Origin of the sequence: Amycolatopsis sp. A133, from assembly GCF_031082405.1 — a bacterium.
GTDB lineage: Bacteria > Actinomycetota > Actinomycetes > Mycobacteriales > Pseudonocardiaceae > Amycolatopsis.
Genome location: NZ_JAVHJU010000051.1, coordinates 119,255 through 140,454, shown reverse-complemented (window position 1 = coordinate 140,454; position 21,200 = coordinate 119,255). Strand labels below are relative to the sequence as shown.

The 21,200-nt window shown below is 71.3% G+C and carries 20 protein-coding genes; 18 read left to right on the top strand and 2 right to left on the bottom strand.

The window, feature by feature from the left end; genetic code table 11:
- Positions 1-13 precede the first annotated feature (13 nt).
- The 6 genes from Q5425_RS30780 to Q5425_RS30755 all read left to right on the top strand — a co-directional run bounded on the left by Q5425_RS30780 (position 14) and on the right by Q5425_RS30755 (position 3,493).
- Positions 14-772, top strand: coding sequence for a type II secretion system protein (locus Q5425_RS30780; RefSeq protein ID WP_308675839.1), 759 nt, complete (start codon positions 14-16; stop codon positions 770-772).
- Entirely contained in the window at positions 769-1,485 is a 717-nt protein-coding gene (locus Q5425_RS30775; RefSeq protein WP_308675838.1) for a type II secretion system F family protein, read from the top strand. The genes Q5425_RS30780 and Q5425_RS30775 overlap by 4 nt, the downstream gene beginning before the upstream one ends.
- A 28-nt stretch (positions 1,486-1,513) precedes the next feature.
- On the top strand, positions 1,514-1,690 hold the full coding sequence (locus tag Q5425_RS30770) for a DUF4244 domain-containing protein (RefSeq protein ID WP_308675837.1): 177 nt from the start codon (positions 1,514-1,516) through the stop codon (positions 1,688-1,690).
- Complete coding sequence (locus Q5425_RS30765; RefSeq protein WP_308675836.1) at positions 1,687-2,046, top strand: TadE family type IV pilus minor pilin; 360 nt, start codon at positions 1,687-1,689, stop codon at positions 2,044-2,046. Before Q5425_RS30770 ends, Q5425_RS30765 begins: the two co-directional genes overlap by 4 nt.
- Entirely contained in the window at positions 2,033-2,398 is a 366-nt protein-coding gene (locus Q5425_RS30760; protein WP_308675835.1) for an Rv3654c family TadE-like protein, read from the top strand. Before Q5425_RS30765 ends, Q5425_RS30760 begins: the two co-directional genes overlap by 14 nt.
- 477 nt (positions 2,399-2,875) lie before the next feature.
- The gene (locus Q5425_RS30755; protein ID WP_308675834.1) at positions 2,876-3,493 is read left to right on the top strand and encodes a bifunctional DNA primase/polymerase; all 618 of its coding nucleotides are present in this window, start codon (positions 2,876-2,878) and stop codon (positions 3,491-3,493) included.
- 86 nt (positions 3,494-3,579) lie between these two features.
- Here Q5425_RS30755 and Q5425_RS30750 read toward each other — a convergent pair whose 3' ends face one another.
- Positions 3,580-6,060 (bottom strand): DEAD/DEAH box helicase, encoded by a 2,481-nt coding sequence (locus Q5425_RS30750; RefSeq protein WP_308675955.1) that lies wholly within the window; start codon positions 6,058-6,060, stop codon positions 3,580-3,582.
- A gap of 349 nt (positions 6,061-6,409) precedes the next feature.
- On the opposite strand from Q5425_RS30750, the gene Q5425_RS30745 reads away from it, so the two are divergent.
- From Q5425_RS30745 to Q5425_RS30735, 3 genes are all read left to right on the top strand, one after another.
- Positions 6,410-8,704, top strand: a complete 2,295-nt coding sequence (locus tag Q5425_RS30745) for a sodium-translocating pyrophosphatase (protein ID WP_308675833.1) — start codon at positions 6,410-6,412, stop codon at positions 8,702-8,704.
- A gap of 156 nt (positions 8,705-8,860) precedes the next feature.
- Positions 8,861-9,451: a hypothetical protein gene (locus Q5425_RS30740; RefSeq protein WP_308675832.1), complete on the top strand. Its 591-nt coding sequence runs from the start codon at positions 8,861-8,863 to the stop codon at positions 9,449-9,451.
- 51 nt (positions 9,452-9,502) lie between these two features.
- Entirely contained in the window at positions 9,503-10,153 is a 651-nt protein-coding gene (locus tag Q5425_RS30735; RefSeq protein WP_308675831.1) for a hypothetical protein, read from the top strand.
- Positions 10,154-10,171: 18 nt separating this feature from the next.
- Here the strand turns inward: Q5425_RS30735 and Q5425_RS30730 are convergent, their stop codons facing one another.
- Positions 10,172-10,978, bottom strand: coding sequence for a serine protease (locus Q5425_RS30730; protein ID WP_308675830.1), 807 nt, complete (start codon positions 10,976-10,978; stop codon positions 10,172-10,174).
- 296 nt (positions 10,979-11,274) lie between these two features.
- On the opposite strand from Q5425_RS30730, the gene topA reads away from it, so the two are divergent.
- The 9 genes from topA (at position 11,275) to Q5425_RS30685 (ending at position 21,192) form a co-directional block, all read left to right on the top strand.
- On the top strand, positions 11,275-14,151 hold the full coding sequence (gene topA / locus Q5425_RS30725; RefSeq protein ID WP_308675829.1) for a type I DNA topoisomerase: 2,877 nt from the start codon (positions 11,275-11,277) through the stop codon (positions 14,149-14,151).
- 116 nt (positions 14,152-14,267) lie between these two features.
- Positions 14,268-14,876 (top strand): hypothetical protein, encoded by a 609-nt coding sequence (locus Q5425_RS30720; protein ID WP_308675828.1) that lies wholly within the window; start codon positions 14,268-14,270, stop codon positions 14,874-14,876.
- 86 nt (positions 14,877-14,962) lie between these two features.
- Positions 14,963-15,760, top strand: a complete 798-nt coding sequence (locus Q5425_RS30715) for an ESX secretion-associated protein EspG (RefSeq protein ID WP_308675827.1) — start codon at positions 14,963-14,965, stop codon at positions 15,758-15,760.
- Between the two features lie 34 nt (positions 15,761-15,794).
- The gene (locus Q5425_RS30710) at positions 15,795-15,956 is read left to right on the top strand and encodes a hypothetical protein (protein WP_308675826.1); all 162 of its coding nucleotides are present in this window, start codon (positions 15,795-15,797) and stop codon (positions 15,954-15,956) included.
- Entirely contained in the window at positions 15,949-16,740 is a 792-nt protein-coding gene (locus tag Q5425_RS30705; protein ID WP_308675825.1) for a hypothetical protein, read from the top strand. Before Q5425_RS30710 ends, Q5425_RS30705 begins: the two co-directional genes overlap by 8 nt.
- A gap of 17 nt (positions 16,741-16,757) precedes the next feature.
- Positions 16,758-16,925: a hypothetical protein gene (locus tag Q5425_RS30700; RefSeq protein WP_308675824.1), complete on the top strand. Its 168-nt coding sequence runs from the start codon at positions 16,758-16,760 to the stop codon at positions 16,923-16,925.
- Positions 16,926-17,118: 193 nt separating this feature from the next.
- Positions 17,119-17,727 carry a hypothetical protein gene (locus tag Q5425_RS30695; protein WP_308675823.1) on the top strand — a complete coding sequence of 203 codons (609 nt, stop codon included), beginning with the start codon at positions 17,119-17,121 and terminating at the stop codon, positions 17,725-17,727.
- 148 nt (positions 17,728-17,875) lie between these two features.
- Positions 17,876-19,990, top strand: a complete 2,115-nt coding sequence (locus tag Q5425_RS30690) for a dTMP kinase (protein ID WP_308675822.1) — start codon at positions 17,876-17,878, stop codon at positions 19,988-19,990.
- A complete protein-coding gene (locus Q5425_RS30685; RefSeq protein WP_308675821.1) occupies positions 19,987-21,192 on the top strand; it encodes a DNA polymerase III subunit delta' in 1,206 nt (401 codons plus the stop codon). The genes Q5425_RS30690 and Q5425_RS30685 overlap by 4 nt, the downstream gene beginning before the upstream one ends.
- Positions 21,193-21,200 lie beyond the last annotated feature (8 nt).

Below are 21,200 nucleotides of genomic sequence, written 5' to 3'. Positions count from 1 at the left end.
GGGGGAGGCGGCGATGATCGCCCCCTGGTTCCTGCTGTGCGTGGGAGCGGCCCTGGCGTGCTGGCCCGCGCCGCCGACCCGGCTCCAGGTTGCGATCGAGCCACCGGCGACCGTCCGGATCCCCGAGGTGTGGCGCGTGGTCCGCTGGCTGCTCCCCGCCACGCTCGCCGGATTGCTCGCGGGAGCCGGCGGCGCGATCGCCGCCGGCGTGCTGACCCTGGCGTGGAGCCAGGAGCGGCGTGCCCACCGCCGAACCGACGCGGAGCTGGCGATGGCCGCGCACACCGCGACCGCGTTGCGGACGATGGTGGCCGAGCTCCGCTCCGGCGCTCACCCGGTCACGGCGGCGGAAGCCGCCGCGGACGTGGTCCCGGCCGTGGCGAGCGACCTGCATGCGTTGGCGACGGCGGCCCGGCTCGACACCGAGTTGCGCGCACCGGCCCTTCCCCAGCTGGCCGCGGCCTGGACGCTGGGCAAGCGCCACGGCCTCCCGATGGCCGACGTCCTCGACGCCGCTCGCCGCGACGCCGAAGCCGGCCTGGCGTTCGCCCGCCGCATGCGCGCCAAACTGGCCGGGCCGCGGGCGAGCGCGGCGGTGCTCACCGGGCTTCCGGTGCTGTGCGTGCTGCTCGGGCAGGTCATGGGCGCGGGCCCGCTGCCCGTGCTGACCGGCAGCACGCCGGGCCAGGTGCTGCTGGTGGCCGGAAGCCTCCTGCTTTGGGCCGGCACGGCCTGGTGCCGGGCCCTGACCGGACGGGTGCGGATCCGGTGATCGCGGCCGCACTCGTGTTCTTCGCCGGGGCGTTGCTGACCTGGCCCGACGACGTCATCGAGCGACGCTTCGAGCGGATGGCCGGCGGCTCGGTGCCCGTCCGCAGAGGGCACCGAGCCATCTCACCCATCGCGGTCACGGTGGGCGGCGTCTCGACGGCGTTGCTGGTCGGCGGGGTCACCGGAGTGGTGGTGGGCGCGATCGTGACGGCGACGGGGTGGTGGGCGATCCGCCGCACCCGCCGTCCGCGACCACCGGTCATGGACATCGCCGCCAAGCTGCGGCTGGCGGGAACGCTTGACCTCCTCGCCGCCTGCTTGCGCGCCGGGCTGCCGGTGCCGTCGGCGCTGAACGCCGTGGCGGGCACCGCGCCCGCCGCAGCGCGAACGGCGTTGAGCTCGACGGCGGGTCTGCTCGCCCTCGGCTCCCCGCCGGACGAGGCGTGGTCGCCGGTGCAGGCCGTCCCGGGCCTCGGCGAGCTGGCGGCCGCGGCAATCCGGACGGCCCGCTCGGGCGCGGCGTTCGCCACGGCGGCCGGCGACCTCGCCGGACGTTTCCGCGACGAGCTGGCCACCGAAGCCGAGGAACGCGCCGAGCGGGCCGGCGTGGCGCTCGCCCTGCCGGTCGGGCTGTGTTTCCTGCCCGCCTTCTTCTGCCTGGGCGTGCTGCCGGTCGTCATCGGCCTCGCCGGGCAGCTCGGCCCGCTCTTCTGACCACGGACACGTACTGAAGGGAAACCCCATGCGCAGGTTCCACCGCCGGCCCCGCTCGGACGACGGCTCCACGACGGTCGAGTACGCCATCGTCACCGTCGCCGTCGCGGCTTTCGCCGCCGTCCTCTACACCTTGCTCACCGGAGACTCGGTCGTCTCGTGGCTGACGAACCTGGTCATGAAGGCCTTGACGGTGCCGTCATGAGACGCAGGGACGAGGGCTCGGTGACCGTCGAGGCAGCGCTCGGATTGGCCGGCCTGACCGTGGTGACGGTGCTGCTGATAGCGGGCCTCATGGTGCTGACGAGCCAGCTGCGCTGCACGGACGCAGCCCGCGAGGCCGCCCGGCTGCTGGCGAGGGGCCAGCCCCACGAAGCGGCGGCCGCGGTCCACGAGATAGCCCCACCGGGCGCAGAGCTCGCGGTCGAGCACATCGGCGACACGATCACGGTGAAGGTGACGGCCCACCTCGCGGCCGGTCTGCTGCCGGCGATCCACCTGGGCGCAACGGCCTACGCGGTGGCCGAGCCAGGCTCGGAGGTGGCCCGTGCCGGAGGCTGAGAGAAGGTCGGACAGAGGAGCGGCCACGATCTGGACGGCAATGGCGGTAGCGGCACTGACGGGCATAACAACACTGGCCTTGTGGCTGGGAGCGGCGGTCATCGCCCGCCACCAAGCAGAGTCGGCGGCCGACCTGGGCGCACTGGCGGCGGCCTCCCACGCGAGCGAAGGCCCAACCCAGGCGTGCGAACGCGCGAGGTGGATCGCGGACCGAATGGGCGTGACGCTCCTGACCTGCCGATGGCAACAGCTCGACGCCTTGGTCGAGATCGAGGCACGCGGCCCCAGCCTGGCCGGCTTGCCACGCCCGTCCGCCCACGCCCGCGCCGGACCCACGGGCAAGCCACCGTGACAACGACGCCGGGCGCCCTTGACGGCTGGCAACTCCGCCCCTCACCAAGGCGCTTCTCCACACCGCCGCCCGCCGGACGCCGACCGGTCGGTATGCCGCGACGACCGGCTGCTCCGTCAGGCCGGACGATGAGCGGCCGATTGTCACGGGCAGCGGTCGTTGATGCACGGTGAGCGGTCGAACTGGCTGCTCACCTGGGCCGAAGCGGTGCGCTCACCCCGCCGGGCGGACGGTCGGAAGCCGTCGGATCCTGGGGTTTTGCGCGATGAACGGTCCGTCCGGGCCCCGTTCAGCGGTCGATCCGCACCGGGGGGTTCGGTCGGGCCGTACGAATCACCGGGCGTTCATCGCCCCGTAACCACCGGTTGTCGCGTGGGGGTTCCGGGCAATGTGCAACTTGCCGTTAAGTGAGATGTGCGACACCACGACCGGGTTTAGCGGGTCGCTGAGAACCGGAACTTGAAGGCAGGAAACAGAATGTTGGACGCGAATTGGCCGGACAGCTGGCGCGGCGCCTTCCGCATCGAACTGCGGGCGGAGGCGATCGGTCTCGCCTGGCGTGGCTGGCCGGTGCTCCCGGGCGTCAACTCCGCTCCGCTCACCGACGGCGACGACCTCACCTGGCGCCGTCCGGTTCCGGCCAGTGACGCCTGGCGCGAGCAGCTCGGCACCCACGCCCACGAGGTCGCCACCTGGTTCTCCGACCGGACCCACAGCCTGCTCGTCGCCACCGGCACCGTGCTCGACGCCATCGAGGTCGACGACGAACTCGGCAAGCGCGCCTGCCGTCTCCTGCGCGCCATCGGCCACCCCGCGCCCATCATCGCGCTGCCGAACGGCCGCTGGCTCTTCCTCACCACCGTCGCCGACCACGTTCCGGCCGAGCTCGAGACCCGCGCCTCCATCCAGTGGCACGGCAAGGACAGCTACATCCCGCTGCCGCCGTCGCCGTTCCAGCACGGTGTTGTGCACTGGCGCGTCAAGCCCGAGGTCTGCGGCTGGCAGCTGCCGGACGCCGCCGAGGTGCACGACGTCCTCGTGCGGGCACTGGCCGGCGAGCGCTCGCCCCAGCTGGTCCAGACCTCCGCGGCCTGAACCACCCGAACCACCGCCCCCGGCCGGTCCCAGCCCGGACGGGGGGCGGAGCAGGTCACAACTCCATGAGCCACCAGGTGGCCGCTCTAGGTGCCGTGTTGACGCAACGCCCCGAGCACGGTTCCCAGAACAGCCACCGCCCCCGCCTTGTCCAGCGGATCGTTGCCGTTCCCGCACTTCGGCGACTGAACGCAGGACGGGCATCCCGTCGGGCACTCGCAGGAGACGATCGCCTCCCGCGTTGCGGCCAGCCACGGGACAATCGCGGCATAACCGCGTTCGGCAAATCCCGCACCCCCGGGATGGCCGTCATGCACGAACACCGTCGCCTCCCCGGTGTCTTCGTGCCACGCGGTACTCACCCCGCCGATGTCCCAGCGGTCGCACGTAGCGAACAGCGGTAGCAGGCCGATCGCCGCGTGCTCGGCGGCATGCAGGGCACCGGGGACCCGTGCCGGAACCAATCCGGCACCCCCCGGTGCCCTGCCACCCTCGTGAGCGGGCCCCCGACCGCTCGCCTGGGTCTCCTCCCCGGTCCCCACCGGCCCCGCAGATTCGGTCCCCACCCGATGGCCCCCGGTCCCCGCCTCGCCATCACCACCGGAATCGCGGACGCCCGCGGCCGAGCGGGCCCCCACCCGCTCGCCGCCCCCGGCGCGCCGCGGCTCTTCGTGCCCGAGCAGCTCGGCGGACACCGTGTACCAGACCGCGCGCGTGCGCAGACTCTGCTCCGGCAGGTCGAGCGGCGTGTGGTCCAGCACTTCACCCGATGGACGCCGCCGCAGGTAGCCAACCACCTGCGAGGTCACGGCCACCTCGCCGAGGCAGACGCTGACCCCGCCGTAGTCCTGCTTTTCCTGGGTGCTCAGCACCGAGATGTCGACGACCTCGCGCGGTGTCGTCGTCCAGTCCGGGTTCTCCGCGTGCACCAGTGCCAGCCCCTGGTCCAGATCCAGCTCGTCGACGACGTACGACGACCCCTGGTGCAGGTACACCGCGCCGGGGTGGACGGCGAAGCAGGCCGAGCCCGGGTCGACCGTCCCGAGCATCCGGCCGGAGTCGGCCTCGACGACCGCGATCTGCTCCCCGCCGGTGCCGCGGATGCCGACCTCGGCGTGCGGCCGGTCCCGCGAAGTCCAGTACCAGCCGCTCGACCGGCGCCGCACCAGCTTCTGCTCCGCCAGCTCGGCCAGCACTTCCCGGGCCGCCGAACCGCCGAACACCTCCAGCTCGGCCAGCGTCAGCGGCAGCTCGGCCACGGCGCACGCGAGCTGCGGCGCCAGCACGTACGGGTTCGCCGGGTCGAGGACCGCCGTCTCCACCGGCCGCGAAAGCAGCGCCGCCGGGTGGTGCACCAGGTAGGTGTCGAGCGGGTCGTCCCGCGCGACGAACACCACCAGCGCCGAGTCGCCGGAGCGGCCCGCCCGGCCGGCCTGCTGCCAGAACGACGCGAGCGTGCCCGGGTAGCCGGCCAGCACCACCGCGTCCAGCCCCGCGATGTCGACGCCCAGCTCCAGCGCGTTGGTCGTCGCGACGCCCAAAAGACGCCCCGACAGCAAGGCCGCTTCCAACGCGCGACGCTCCTCCGGAAGATAACCGGACCTGTACGCCGCAACGGTTCCCGCCAACACCGGGTCCACTTCGGACAAGATGCGACGCGCACCCAGCGCGGCCAGCTCCGCGCCCCGCCTCGACCGGATGAACGCCAGCGACCGCGCGCCTTCCAGCACCAGATCGGCGAGGATCCGCGACGTCTCCGCGCCGGCCGACCGCCGGACCGGCGCGCCGTTCTCCCCGGTCAGCTCCTCCAGCAGCGGCGGCTCCCACAACGCGACCGTGCGCGCGCCGCGAGGCGAGGCGTCGTCCGTCACGGCGACACAAGGAACACCGGTCAACCGCGAAGCGAACGAAGCAGGCGAAGCCGTCGTCGCCGAAGCGAGCACGAACACCGGCGAAGCGCCGTAGTGCTCGGCAACCCGCCGAAGCCGGCGAAGCAGCAGGGCGACGTGCGAGCCGAAGACGCCGCGATAGCTGTGGCACTCGTCGACGACCACGCAGCCGAGCCGCCGGAAGAACGTCGCCCACCGCCCGTGCGCCGAGAGGATCCCGCGGTGCAGCATGTCCGGGTTGGTGAACACCCAGTTCGCGTGCGCGCGCACCCAGTCGCGCTCGGCCATCGGCGTGTCGCCGTCGAACGCTGCCGCCCGCACGCCGGGCACGTCCAAAGAGGACACCGCGCGCAGCTGGTCGGCACCCAGCGCCTTCGTCGGCGACAGGTACAGCGCGTTCGCCTTCTCGCCCGCGGCCAGCCGGGACAGCACCGGCAGCTGGTAGGCGAGCGACTTGCCCGAGGCCGTCCCGGTCGAAATCACGACGTGACGGCCCTCGTACGCGTGCGAAGCCGCCTCGGCCTGGTGCGCCCAGGGAGCCGAGACGCCGCAGTCACGCAGCGCAGCGACAACCGCCGGATCCGCCCACGGCGGCCACTCTGCGTAGCGCGCGGCGCGGCCCGGCAGGTCCGCGACGTGCGTGACCGGGTGCTCGCGCGACGGGATCCCGGCGGTCACCCGCCTCAGCAGCCGCTGCCCACGTGATTCGTCCACCCGCCGAGCTTGGCACAGGGGTCCGACAGTTCCGGCATCCTCAACTGCGCCAACGGATCGGCGGAAGAGTGATCGATCAAGTGAGGAGGCTCACAAGGTAACGGAATGTACCGTGACCGGGACGGCGTGAAGACGCAGGTTGCGATACCAATACACTCCCGCAATCCACACCCTCTGTGGTGAGCGTCATGTGAGACGTGCATTGCTGCCCGGCTAGCGTGTCGCTCGGTACAGGGTCCATGCCAGCGCCGGCCGTGTCGAACCCTCGGCTTGCCGTCGACGCTGGCGCACGGCGACGTCTCATGGAGGACGAATGTCACGGCAGTTCCTCGCGGAGGGCGGCAACATCACGCTCTCCGGAGGTGGCTACACGATTGTCGGTGTAGTCGCCGTGGTCGCGCTTGCCGCACTCGTCATCGGCTACGTCTTGCTCAAGGAGGTGCTGGCCGCAGGCCAGGGCACCGCCAAGATGCAGGACATCGCCAAGGCGGTGCAGGAAGGCGCGGCCGCGTACCTCAAGCGGCAACGGAACACCCTCGCCATTTTCGGCGTGATCGTGTTCCTCCTGCTCTTCGCACTTCCCGCCGACGACTGGAACGAGAAGATCGGCCGTTCGATCTTCTTCCTGGTCGGTGCGGCGTTCTCGTTCGCGATCGGTTACCTCGGCATGTGGCTGGCCACGCAGGCGAACCTGCGCGTGGCCGCCGCGTCGCGCGAGGAAGGCGGCCGCGAGATCGCGATGCGCGTGGCGTTCCGCACCGGTGGTGTGGTCGGCATGATCACCGTCGGTCTCGGCCTCTTCGGCGCCGCGGTCGTCGTGCTGGTGTACACCGGCCAGGCGCCCAAGGTGCTGGAGGGCTTCGGTTTCGGCGCCGCGCTGATCGCGATGTTCATGCGTGTCGGCGGCGGTATCTTCACCAAGGCCGCCGACGTCGGCGCGGACCTGGTCGGCAAGGTCGAGCAGGGCATCCCGGAGGACGACCCCCGCAACGCCGCGACCATCGCGGACAACGTGGGCGACAACGTCGGTGACTGTGCCGGCATGGCCGCCGACCTCTTCGAGTCCTACGCGGTCATGCTCGTCGCCGCCCTGATCCTCGGCAGCACCGCCTTCGGCGTGCACGGCCTGATCTTCCCGCTGATCGTGCCGGCCATCGGCGTGATCACCGCGGTGATCGGTGTCTACATCACGAAGGCGCGCGCGGGCGAAGGTGGCCTCGTCACGATCAACCGCTCGTTCTACATCTCCGCGGTCATCTCCGCCGTCTTGTCGGCGATCGCGGCGTTCGTGTACTTGCCGAGCAGCTTCGCCGACTTCGGCGCGGGTTACGAGAACTCGGGCAACCCGGCGGTCATCGCGACCATCGCGGTGATCATCGGCATCGTGCTCGCCGCGGTGATCCTGAAGCTGACCGGCTACTACACCGGCACCGAGTACAAGCCGGTGAAGGACGTCGCGCAGACGTCGGAGACCGGCGGCGCGACCGTCATCCTCTCCGGCATCTCGGTCGGCTTCGAGTCCGCGGTGTACACCGCGCTGGTGATCGGTGCGGCCGTGTTCGGCGCGTACCTGCTCGGCGGCGGTGTCGCGCTGTTCGCCGTGGCGCTGGCCGGTACCGGTCTGCTGACCACCGTCGGCGTCATCGTCGCGATGGACACCTTCGGCCCGGTTTCGGACAACGCACAGGGCATCGCCGAGATGTCGGGCGACGTCGACGAGAAGGCCGCGCAGATCCTCACCGAGCTGGACGCGGTCGGCAACACGACCAAGGCCATCACCAAGGGCATCGCGATCGCCACGGCGGTCCTCGCGGCGACGGCGCTGTTCGGCTCCTACTCCGACGCGATCCAGAAGACGCTGACGGGCATGGGCAACGGGGTGGCGACGGGCCTCGACGAGACCAAGTCGTTCGTCAACTCGATCGTCAGCCCGAACACGCTGGTCGGCGTCATCATCGGTGCGGCCGTCGTGTTCATGTTCTCCGGTCTCGCGGTCAACGCGGTGTCCCGGGCCGCCGGCGCGGTCGTCTACGAAGTGCGCCGCCAGTTCCGCGACATCCCGGGGATCATGGAGGGCACCACCCGTCCCGAGTACGGCAAGGTCGTCGACATCGTCACGCGCGACTCGCTGCGTGAGCTGACGACGCCGGGTCTGCTGGCCGTCTTCGCCCCGATCGCGGTCGGTTTCGGCCTGGGCACCGGCGCGCTCGCCGGCTACCTGGCCGGCGCGATCGCCTGCGGCACCCTGATGGCGATCTTCCTCGCCAACTCCGGTGGCGCGTGGGACAACGCGAAGAAGCTGGTCGAAGACGGCAACCACGGCGGCAAGGGCTCGTCCGCGCACGAGGCCACCATCATCGGTGACACCGTGGGTGACCCGTTCAAGGACACCGCCGGCCCGGCGATCAACCCGCTGATCAAGGTGATGAACCTGGTCTCCGTGCTGATCGCGCCGGCCGTCGTGCAGTTCTCGATCGGCCCGGACGAGAACACCGCGGTGCGCATCATCATCTCGCTGGTGGCGGTCGCCATCATCGTGGCGGCGATCGTGGTCTCGAAGCGGCGGGGGACGGTCCTTTCCGACACCCCGGCCGAGATCCAGGCCTGAGTTCCCGGCTCCAGGCGACCCCGGGCCCGGTACGCGGTGACGCGTACCGGGCCCGGGGTTTGCCCGGGCATCCCAGAAAGGCCCGGCGACTTGCGAAGCAGCACCGAGTCGGTACCGTCGGGCCTGCCGGGACGTCATCGGGCGGGAGGTACGCGGGTGCGGCAGCGGTCCACCGTTTTCGCCGCGCTGACCACGACGATCGCCCTCGGTCTCGCCGGGTGCGGTCAGCCGTCGCCGGTGCCGTCGCCGCCGCGGGAGCAGCAGCTGCCGGTGACGACTTCGGTACCCCAGGCCGATCCCGCGGCGAGGTGGGCGGGCGGTTACTGCGACGCCGTGACGCACCTGGTCCGCGCGCTCGCGGCCCTGCCTGCCGTCGATCCCAGCACGCCGCAGCAGGCGTCCCGGACTTCCGGCGATCTGCTTTCCTCGGTGGTCGGCGGGCTCGACCGGAGCCTGGCCGGGCTGAACGCGCTCGGTGCGCCGCCGGTGCCGTCGGCGGACGGCGGCCGCAGGGACGTCATCGGCCAGTTCACCGATATCCGCGCGGAGGCCGAGAACGCGCGCCGGCGCATCGAAGCGGCTCGCGGTGACGCGGCGGCGACGAAGGACGCGCTCGGCGCGGCCAGGGCGACGCTCGACCGCATCGACGCGCTCGACTACCTCAAGGGCCTCCAGGACGTCCCGGCGCTGGCCGCGGCCGAACAGCGCGCGCCGGCCTGCCGCCGGCTGGATCAGCCTGCCGGCTGAAGATCCGCGCCAGACCTGCCGTTGTTCGAACTTGTGTTCTAGTATGGCGCGGTGGATCGGACGATCTCGCTCTTCTCCGCCGAGGCCAGCGGGCCGGGCCTGGGCGACCTGGCCGGCCTGTTGTGCTGCCACGGCCAGATCACCGGTTTCGGGCGCACCGCCGCCCGGCTCTCGGTGGTCGTCGAGGAGCCGTGGCGCGCCCACGTCCTGGTGCGCGAGTTCCGCTGCCGTGGCGCGGACGCCCAGGTGTCGAAGGCCGACTGCGGCCGTCCGCAGGTGCGCACGTCGTTCCGGGTCGACCTGCTCCCGCTGGCGGTGCGGTGGCTGCGTGAGGGCTGCGCGGGCCCGGTCGAGGACGACTCGGGCAAGGCGCTGCCGGACGGGTTCCGGCTGAGCGGGGCGATGCTGCGGATGTGGGCGCTGGCCGGCGGCCGTCCCGGCACGCAGGGCTACCTGCTCGGCGTCGATCCGCTCGCGCCGGGCATGCACGAGCGGCTGGTCGAAGCGCTGACGCCGTTGGGCGTCGCGGCGAAGCTGACCGGCCCGAAGGCCGAGGTCCCGGCCGTCAGGGTGACCGGGAAACGCCGGTTGGAGGCGCTGCTGGAGCTGATCGGGGAGCCGCCACCCGGCGCCGAAGCGGCGTGGCCGGGCGCGGCGCCGCAACCGGTCCCGCACCCGGAGGCCGTGACGAGCACGGCTTGACCGGGTGCGGGAGCCGCGTCAGGGCCGGGGCAGCGTGCAGCCGGCCTGGGTTAGCGCGATTTCGTTGGCCGCGGTGAGGCAGGCCGGGATGCCGTAGGTCTCCTGGCCGTAGTTCGTCTTGTAGCGCACCGTGACGTTGCCGGCCTGGTCGACCTCGCACGGGTTGTTGTCCGTGCAGCGTTCGCCGTCCTCGTTGCCGGTGTTGTTCACGCCGACGACCTTGCCGCCGGAGATGATCGGCGAGCCGGAAGTGCCGCCGATGGTCTGGCAGGCGGAGGTGTAGCGGATCGAGTCCTTCCAGGTCCAGCTGCCCTCCTTCAGCCGGTAGACGAAGCCGTCGATGTTGCAGGAGTAGATGCGCTTCCAGTAACCCGAAACGACGTCGATCGCCGCCCCGGCCGACGGGTGGGCGTTGGACAGCTCCAGCGGCGCGATCCCGTAGTTCGCCTTGATCTGCGCGTAGGTGGTGGTGAGCTGGTAGAGCGACACGTCGGTGTCGGTCATCGTGCCGTAGACGATCTTCTTGGCCCGGAGCGTGGCCTTGTTGCTGCCGCTGGCGGTGAGCAGCGTGAACGTCCGGCTGGACGCGCGGTTGGTGATCACCTGGCCCGGCGCCGGGAAACCGGTCTCGAGGCAGTGCCCGTTGGACATGACGAGCGCCGGTGCGGTGTCGGGCGTCGCGGCGGGCTTGACCACCGACCCCGAGCAGTTGGACAGGGCCACGGTGCCGGCGAAGTTCGCCGCGGCCGCGTTCGCCGGTGTGACCCCCAGTAATACTGTGGCGGTCGCGGCGGTGAACAGGGCGCCGAGCAGGCGTCGGGTCATGGCGGGTCCTTTCGGCTGGACGGGGAAACCAGTGAAGCGGTCACCTCCCCGCGCCCACCACCGTCGAACGGAGGGTATCCGGACGGTCACCCGCTAGGCTGCGCGGGACGTGGCCGAAATCACTTGGCAGGTACGTTGGGGAAACATCGTCGAGGTCAGCGGCGATGCGCTGGGCACAGGACCGGCGGCGTGTTGGGCCACCTCCGCGCCGTCCGGCGGGGAACAGCGTGCACACTGGCAGGTCGAGACACGGGCCCTGGCAGGGACGTGGTGCAGTCCCGCGGCGGTGGGACGAGATGAGCGGAGAGCAGGACAGCGTGGCAGGAGCACGGACCAAGAAGACCGGAGACTCGGCGGACAAGGGCGCCGGGCACCGGCGGCTGGTGATCGTCGAGTCGCCGACCAAGGCCCGCAAGATCGCCCCCTACCTGGGCGGCGGTTATGTCGTCGAGTCCTCCGTCGGGCACATCCGCGACCTGCCGCGTGGTGCCGCCGACGTGCCCGCCCAGTACAAGGGCGAGGCGTGGGCGCGGCTCGGGGTCGACGTCGACAACGGCTTCAAGGCCCTCTACGTGGTCACCCCGGACAAAAAGTCGAAGGTCACCGAGCTCAAGAGCCTGCTGAAGGACGTCGACGAGCTCTACCTCGCGACGGACCCCGACCGCGAGGGCGAGGCCATCGCGTGGCACCTCCTCGAGACGCTGAAGCCGAAGGTCCCGGTCCGCCGGATGGTCTTCCACGAGGTCACCGAGCAGGCCATCCGCGCGGCCGCCGACTCGACCCGTGAGCTGGACGCCGACCTCGTCGACGCCCAGGAGACCCGCCGCATCCTCGACCGCCTCTACGGCTACGAGGTCTCGCCGGTGCTGTGGAAGAAGGTCATGCCGAAACTTTCGGCGGGCCGCGTGCAGTCGGTGGCGACCCGGATCGTCGTCGAGCGCGAACGCGAGCGGATGCGCTTCACGTCGGCGTCCTACTGGGACGTTTCCGCCACGATGGACGCGGGCGAAGAGGCGTCGCCGCGCACCTTCTCGGCTCGCCTGGTGGCCGTGGACGGCGCTCGCCTCGCCACGGGCCGCGACTTCGGTTCGGACGGGCAGCTCAAGTCCTCGAACCACGAGATCCGCGTGCTGGCGGAAGCCGACGCGCGGCGCCTCGCCGAGGGGCTCAAGCAGCGTGACTTCAAGGTCGCGAGCGTCGAAGAGAAGCCGTACACGCGCAAGCCGTACGCGCCCTTCATGACCTCGACGCTGCAGCAGGAGGCGGGCCGCAAGATGCGGTTCACCTCGGAGCGCACCATGCGGATCGCGCAGAAGCTGTACGAAAACGGTTACATCACTTATATGCGTACCGACTCCACGACGCTGTCGGAGTCGGCGATCTCGGCCGCGCGCAGCCAGGCCACGCAGCTGTACGGCAAGGAGTACGTCTCGCCGTCGCCGCGCCAGTACACGCGCAAGGTGAAGAACGCGCAGGAGGCCCACGAGGCGATCCGGCCGTCGGGTGAGGTCTTCCGCACGCCGGGCCAGGTCGCGGGCGAGCTGGACACCGACGAGTTCCGCCTCTACGAGATGATCTGGCAGCGCACGATCGCGTCGCAGATGGCGGACGCCAAGGGCACCACGATGTCCGTGCGCATCGTCGGCAACGCGACCTCGGGCGAGGAGTGCACCTTCGCCGCTTCGGGCCGCACGATCACCTTCGCGGGCTTCCTGAAGGCGTACGTCGAGGCGGTCGACACCGAGACCGGTGGCGAGGCCGACGACAAGCAGAGCCGCCTGCCGGTGCTGGAGAAGGACCAGGCGCTGACGGCGGCCGAGCTGAGCCCGGACGGCCACACGACGTCGCCGCCGGCCCGGTACTCCGAGCCGAGCCTGGTCAGCAAGCTGGAAGAGCTGGGCATCGGCCGCCCGTCGACGTACGCGTCGATCATCAAGACGATCCAGGACCGCGGCTACGTCTGGAAGAAGGGCTCCGCGCTCGTTCCGTCGTGGGTCGCGTTCGCCGTGATCGGCCTGATGGAACGGCACTTCGAGCGGCTGGTCGACTACGACTTCACCGCCGGCATGGAAGACGAGCTCGACCGCATCGCGGCCGGCGACGAGCAGCGCGCGCAGTGGCTGTCGAAGTTCTACTTCGGCGGCGACATGGGCGTCGACGGCTCGATCGGCCGCCTGGGCGGGCTGAAGAAGCTGGTCGAGGGCAGCGTCGAGGACATCGACGCGCGGGAGATCAACTCGATCCCGCTGTTCAGCGACGAGAACGGGCACACCGTTGTGGTCCGCGTCGGCCGCTACGGGCCGTACCTGGAGCGCGAGGTCGACGGGAACTCGCAGCGCGCGAACCTGCCGGAGGACCTGCCGCCGGACGAGCTCACGCGAGAGATCGCGGAGAAGCTGTTCGCGACCCCGCAGGAGGGCCGCACGCTGGGCACCGACCCGGTGAGCGGGCACGAAATCGTGGCGAAGGAAGGCCGCTTCGGGCCGTACGTGACCGAGGTGCTGCCCGAGATCGAGATCCCCGAGGACGCCACGGCCGCGCAGAAGAAGTCCGCGAAGGCGAAGGCGCCGAAGCCGCGTACGGGCTCGCTGTTCAAGTCGATGGACATCGAGACCATCACGCTGGAAGACGCGCTGAAGCTGCTTTCGCTGCCGCGAGTGGTCGGCAAGGACCCGGAGTCCGGGGACGAGATCACGGCGCAGAACGGGCGCTACGGGCCGTACCTCAAGAAGGGCACGGACTCGCGTTCGCTCTCGACCGAGGATCAGCTCTTCTCGATCACCCTCGAAGAAGCGCTGAAGATCTACTCGGAGCCGAAGCAACGCGGCCGGTCCGCCACGGCGAAGCCGCCGCTCAAGGAGCTCGGCGAGGACCCGGTGTCGAAGAAGCCGATGGTGGTCAAGGACGGCCGGTTCGGCCCGTACGTCACCGACGGCGAGTACAACGCGACCCTGCGGAAGGGCGACGAAATCGAGTCGCTGACCACGGAGCGGGCGGCCGAGCTGCTGGCGGAGAAGCGGGCCAAGGGCCCGGCGCCGAAGCGGAAGGCGCCGGCGCGCAAGCCGGCTTCGACGACGGCCAAGACGGTCAAGGCGGGCACGACCAAGAAGGCGGCCGCCGCGAAGTCGACCACGACCAAGCGCTCCGGCTCGACCGCGACGAAGGCCAAGTAGGTTCCCGTCGAAGGCCTCCCCGCCTGCTGGTGGGGAGGCCTCCGACGTCACACTTTCAGGTGACACCTCGAACGAATGTTCGGGAAATTGTCGGTGGTCCCGGGTTCCATGGATGCGTGACCAAAACACCACGCACCGTGCACGCGGTGACCACGAAGATCCTGAAGCCGGTCCGGGCGGCGGCCGCCGGCAGTGCCACCGCCATGGACCTGATGGATTCGCTGCCCGGCTTCATCGGGAGCGGCGGCCTCTGCGGCGTGGCCGTCGCGATGGCGGGCGAGCCGTGGACGTCGGCGTTCTTCGACGACCGGACGAGGTTCGGCATCGCCGGGGACGGCCTGCGCCTGTCCGGGCCTTCGCCGGGCTCGGTCGCGGAGCTGCTCCGTCCGGCGTTCGGCCGCCTGGCTCCGCTTCCGCCGGCGCCGGGCGAGGGGCTGTACCTCGACGCCGACGAGCACGGCGTGTTCGAGCCCGAGCAGGAGTGTCTCGTCCTCGACGTGCTGGACGACCTGCGGCGGCCCCGGCTCGGCACCGTCCAGATCGACATCGTGCGTGACGGCTCGAGGCAGCCGTGGGAGATGCTGGCGTTCGTCGACGACGACCGTGGGCGTCACCTGGCGGCGCTGGGCAGACGCCGGGGCGGCCACCGCCGGCTCTGGTGGCTGCCCGGCAGCGTGGAGCGGCTCGCGGAGTTCGTCGAGGGGCGGGTGCCGGAGCATGCGTGAGCCGCTCGGCGACCGCTCGACGCCCGATCTCACCCGCTCGAACACATGTGCGAGAAATTGTCGGTGCCAGGGTGTTGAATCTAAGGGTGAGCAACTCAGTCGCCGTCTTCGACGTCATCGACGAGGTCATCGCCCCGCTGTCGGCCGAGGTGCCGGAGCGGCCCTCGGTGATGGAGTTCTACGACCCCGAGTTCGAGATCCCGCCGGTGCTGGCGGACACCGGACCGCTGCCGGGTCGTCGCTCCTCGCCGCCGGTCGAGCGGAGCCTCGCGGACGAGGTGGAGCAGTACACGCGGTTCGTCGCCGGCATGGCGGCGATCGGCCTGGCGCCGGGTGGCGAGGTCACCGCGGAAGCCGTCGGGCTGTACCGGGCGCTGCGCGGTGGATTCATCCGCGGCGTGGTCACCGGAGTCTTCCCGGCCCGGGCCAAGCCGTGGGAGGTCCGGTTCTTCGGCGACGAGGACTACACCACGGTCCTGCACAAGCTGGGCAACCGCGCGCGGCTGCGGTCGGGCTTCCTCAGCGAGCTGCCGGGCTGGGTGTTCGACGGGCTGCCCGACCGGCCGCCGGGGCCGGGGGAGCACCTGCGCATCGAGACCGACGAGCGCGGGCTGATCCCCCGCCGGTGCGAGCGGGCGGTCGAGCTGATCCGGGAGTGCGCCGCACGGCCGCGGCTGGGCACGGTGCTGGTCGACCTCGCGGTGCGCAACGCGATCCTGGCCGAGTACCCGCACGGTGCGTTCGGGCTGGTGGACAACGACCTCGGCCGGTACCAGTTCAGCGCCGCGGTGGCCCGGAGCGGGCGCTGGACGGTCACGTGGGGTCCGGCGTCGCGGAGCACGGCCGAGCAGTGGATCGTCGAGGCGGTGCAGACGCATGCCTGAGCAAGCGGCGGTGCGGACAACAACAGGCGAGGGGGTGGACAGGGTGGTCGCGGCGGCTTCGAAGGACCTGACGGTGCGCGAGGCGATCCTCGCGGCGGCGGAGCTGAACAGCGGCGTCCCGGAGCCGCGACCGTCGGCTGCCGTGGCCGGCCCGGGTGACGAGTCCGGTCCGAGCGAGAGGCGACGCCATGGCTGAGCGCACGGCGGCCCGGGAGCTGCTCGAACTGGCCGCGGGTCCGGTGCTGGCGGCGATGCCGGACCGCGAGCCGGTCGACCGGCTGTACAACCCGGACGTCAGCGACCACGAGATCCTGGTCCACGGCCCGGTCTCGGACGACCCGGCGGACCTGGTGGAGGAGGTCGAGCGGCACGTGGCGTGGGCGGCCTGGATCGACGGCACGCCGTTCGGCGAGAACGGCGAGCTCAACGAGGTCGGCTTCGAGGTGGTGTCGCTGATGCTGCGCGGTTCGGTCCGGGCGGCGCTGTGCGGCGTGTTCGACGGAGGACCGGAGGTGGCGGACATCCGCTGCTACGCCGACGGCGAGCGGGCGTTCATGATGGGCTCGCTGCCCGGCCGCACGGCGATCCACCTGGCGGACTTCGAGGAGCTGCCGGAAATGCTGGTGGCCGAGCTCCCCGAGGTCCCGTACGGCGATTCGGCCCGTGCGATCTGGGTCTCGGTGGACGACGACGGCCTGGTCCACGACGGCCAGGACGACGACGTGGGCGCAATGCGCGAGCTACTGGCCCGCCCGAGATCCGGCACGGCGGTCCTGGACATGCTCGCCTTCGGCGGCCTGTGCGCGGAGTTCCCGGACCACGGTTTCGTCTTGGTCGACACGGACCTGGGCCGCTTCGCCCTGGCGGCGCTCGACCGAGGCGAAGGCCGCCGCCAGCTGGTGCTGAGCCCCTTCAGCCGCGGCATGCTCCGCGACTGGTGCCGGAAGATGATCGACCTCGGACAGGAGGAGGTGCCCTGAGCGGGAGAAGGGCCCGCGTGGCTTGGCTGGGTGCACCCCGGCGGCACGGCCGGATCGGCTTGAAGACCAAGCCGTCCAAGCCGTCCACGGCCCTCCAGCTCACCCCATCCGCGCCCCAAGCCCGCACCGCCAAACTGGCCACCCCGGGCCAGCCCCCGGCCACCGTGCCCCAGCCGACCATGTGACCGGTTTCACCACGATCTGTCACCATCAGCGGTCGACCCCGCCACCCGCGGGCTGGACACTGCAGGGGGTTCGGGTGCGCGCTTGCGCTGCGTGACCGATCCTCCACTGGAGACAGAGCCATTGGGCGGATGCGTTATCCGCCTGTGTCGCTACCCTGGAAAGGCGAGGACATTCAGTAGTGAGGTGGTCACCATGAGCGCGAACGGTGAGGCTCCCTTCTTCAATGGCCCCGAGCTCACTCAGCGCGACGGCACGCTGTCCGAAGTACCCGCCGAGATGTTCGCGGATCCCGTCTCCGGGCTGGTCACCGCGGCGCCCGAGCCGCGCACCGCGGTCCCGAATGGCCACGAGCTCGCCGCCGTGCCGGTGGCCGGGCCGGTGCAGCCCGACGAAGAAGTCGTGCGCCGGATGGTCGAGGAGACGCTCCGCGAGGACCAGGTATCCGGTGTGAAAGCGCCGGGTCCGATCCCGCCGGCGGGCACCCTGGGTGGAGACCAGCCGCTGGGCCTGCTGCCCCGGCAGCGGAACCGGCGGCGCACCTGGCCGACCCGGCCACCGCAGCTGATGCGGCCCCTCCGGCCGGTTCCGCCCGCCGAAGACGACGTCGACGACGTCGATCTCGTGCCCGTCAAGCGGCGGCGGCTGCCGAGGATGCCGGCGATGTCGATGCCGGCGTTCAACCGGCCGTCGTCGAGTGCGGCGGGGGTCATGCTCGCCGTGGCGCTGCTGATCGTCTTCGGTTTTGTCGCCATCGAGATGGTGTCCAGCCTGGTCAGCAGCGTGGCCGCACTGTTCGACTAGCGTCCGTTCGCTGTTCACCACCCGCCTCGCACCACGGGGGCGTGCCGCGCGCCAGGCTCCGATCGGGCTACCCTGGCTGCACGGTCGGGTCCCTCCCGAGGGCGTCCGGCACCGCGGTGACTAGTGGGGTGGGCGTATCAGCGAGGGCGTGCGATCGGTACCCGGGGCCGGTCCGGGTGCGTCGTCGGGCGCCGAGGCGTCCACGATCAACCGGGTCCGGCGGGTACTGGCGATCAAACCTTTCCGGCGGCTCTGGGGCGTCACGTACCTGTGCAGCGTGGCCGACTGGCTGAACATCCTCGCCCTCACCGGCCTGGCCACGAAGCTGACGGACAACTACTTCGCGCAGAACTTCGCGTTCGTCGGCGTGGTGCTCACCGGCCTGGCGCCGGGACTGTTGTTCGCGCCCGTGGGCGGGCTGCTCGCGGACCGGTTCGACCGCCGCAAGGTCATGGTCGTCTCCGACCTGCTGCGCTGCGGTTTCCTGCTGTCCATCGCCTTCGTCAGCGCGCCGTGGTGGCTGCTCGCCGGCAACTTCCTCGTCGGCAGCGCGGCGAGCATGTGGATCCCCTCGAAAGAGGCGGCGGTCCCGAACCTGCTCCGCCGGCCCGACCAGGTCGAGACGGCCAACCAGCTCGGCATGGTGATGACCTACGGCCTCGCCGTCGTCACCGCGGCCGGCGCGAACGCGATCCTCACCGGCATCAACACGAACTTCCTCCACGTCCCCGGCGAAGACACCAGCCTCCGCATCGCGAAGCTGGTCGTCGTCATCACCGCCTTGCTCTACCTGGCCAGCGCGATCCTCATCGCCACCCGGATTCCCGAGCTTTCGCTGCGCAACGTCCACGCGCTGCCGGAGCAGAAGGTCAAGCAGGCCGACGAGGAAAAGCTCGGCATCGGCACGATGATCGCCGACGGCTTCCGGTTCATCCGCACCACGCCGCTCGTGCGCGGGCTGCTGGTCGGGGCGTTCGGCGCGTTCGCCGCCGGCGGCGCCGTGATCGGCTCGGCCAAGCCGTACTCCTCCAGCCTCGGGGCCGGTGACTCGGCGTTCAGCCTCCTCGTGCTGGCCGTCTTCGTCGGCCTCGCCGCCGGGATGGCGTTCGCGCCCAAGCTCTCCCGGCGGCTCCCGCACGACCGGCTGTTCGGCGTCTCCATCATCGCGGCCGGGCTCTCGCTCGCGTTGGTGGCGCTGTCGCCCCACCTGTCGGTTTCGCTCATCACCGTCGTCCTGGTCGGCTTCTGGGCGGGGACAGCGTTCCTCACCGGTGTCACGATCATCGGCTCGCGGGTCGAGGACGCCATCCGCGGCCGGATCAACGCGATCTACCAGCTGATGATGAAGCTCGTGCTGTTCGGCACCACGGTCACCGTCCCGGTGCTGGTCGGTGTCCTGGGGACGCGCACCTTCAACGTCTGGGGTGGCAAGGTCTCGGTCGACGGCACCCGGCCGATCATGTTCGCCGGTGCCGTGATCGCACTGGTCGCCGGGCTCTTCGCCTACCGGCAGATGGACGACAAGCGCACCGAGCCGATCCTCGCCGACCTGCGCAACGCGCTGCGCCGCACGCCGCGGCGCGTCAACGGCTTCCTCGTCGCCGTCGAGGGCACCACCGCGATCAACACCGCGATCCAGGCCGTCAACCTCGCCGACTGGATGCGCGGCGGCACCCGGCCGGTGGTCGTCGCGGCCGATCCGGCGCTCGACGACCAGCGGCTCGCCGCGCTGGTCTCCGGCGCCTCGCTCACCGGGGCGCGGGCCCAGGCCCTGGCCGCCGCCGCGGTGCGGGCCGACATCGTGGAGCGGCACGTCCAGCCGGCGCTGGACGCCGGTTCGGTGGTCGTGATGGAGCGGTTCGTCGACTCGCCGCTGGCGCACCTGTCCGCCGTCGCCGGGCTCGACAGTGACGAGCTCGAAGGCCTCGCCGACTGGGCGACCGGCCGCCTGCGTCCCGACCTGACGATCCTGCTGGACGCCGCGCCGAACGGGGCACCGCGCGACAAGACGGCCTCGATGAACGACCAGTGGCGCGTCCAGCACCTGCTCACCGAGATGGCCGCGGCCGACCCGGACCGGTACGTCGTGATCGACGCCGACGGCACGGACACCGAGGTCGCCGAGCGCATCCGCACCGCGCTGCGCGCCGTGTTCGTCGGACGGCTGGCCGCGCTGGCGCCGACGTCGGAGAAGCCGGTGACGCTCCCGCTGGAAACCCTGACCCTCGAGACCCCGGAAGAGCCTCGCGTGGAGGCGAAGTGACGACGACCGAACGCATCGGCGTCTGGAACCAGCTGGTCGGCCAGGAGCCCGCGGTCGAGACGCTGAGCTCGGCCGCTGCGGCCGCCGCCAAGATCGTCGCCGGCGAACCCGCGCCGCCCGGCGCGATGACGCACGCCTGGCTGCTGACCGGCCCACCCGGCTCCGGCCGTTCGGTGGCCGCCCGGACCTTCGCCGCGGCCCTGCAGTGCAGCACCGGCACCGGCTGCGACGCCTGTCCTGGCTGCCACACGACGATGGCGGGCACCCACGCCGACGTCCGCCTCGTGGTGCCCGAAGGCCTGTCGATCTCGGTCGCCGAGATGCGGGCGCTGGTGCAGGCCGCCGCGCGCCGCCCGACGACCGGCAACTGGCAGGTCGTGATCATCGAGGACGCGGACAGGCTCACCGAAGGCGCGTCGAACGCCCTGCTGAAGGCCGTGGAAGAACCGCCGGACCGCACGGTGTTCCTGCTCTGCGCGCCCTCGGACCACCCCGAAGACGTCTCGGTGACGATCCGTTCGCGCTGCCGGCTGGTGACGCTCCGGACGCCGCCGCCGGAGGCGATCGCCGACGTGCTGATGCGCCGCGACGGCGTCGACGCCGAACGCGCGCAGTGGGCCGCTTCGGTTTGCGGTGGCCACGTCGGCCGCGCGCGCCGGCTCGCCACCGACGAGGCCGCCCGGCAGCGCCGGGCCACCGTGCTGCGGATCCCGCTCGGCCTGCGCCGGATGAGCGACATCTTCACCTGCGCCGACCAGCTGATCAGCGCGGCCGAGGCGGACGCGGGCGAAGCCAGCAAAGGCCGCGACGAAGACGAGCGCAACGAGCTGCGGACCGCGATGGGCGGCGACGGCATCGGCAAGGGCGTCGCCGGGGCCAAACGAGCCGCCGAAGCCGCGGTCAAGCAGCTCGAGAAGAAGCAGAAGTCCCGCGCGACCCGCACCCAGCGCGACACGCTCGACCTGGCGCTGGTCGACCTCATGGGCTTCTACCGCGACGTCCTGGTGACGGCGACCCGCTCCGGCGCGACGCTCAACCACCCGGACCACGCCGACCAGATCCGCGAAGCGGCGTCGTCCTGGACGCCGGAGTCGACGCTGCGCCGCCTCGAAGCGGTGCTGGAGTGCCGTGAGGCGATCGATCTGAACGTGAAGCCGCGCATCGCCGTCGAGGCGATGGTCACGACGCTTCGCCAGGGCTGAACGCGAAG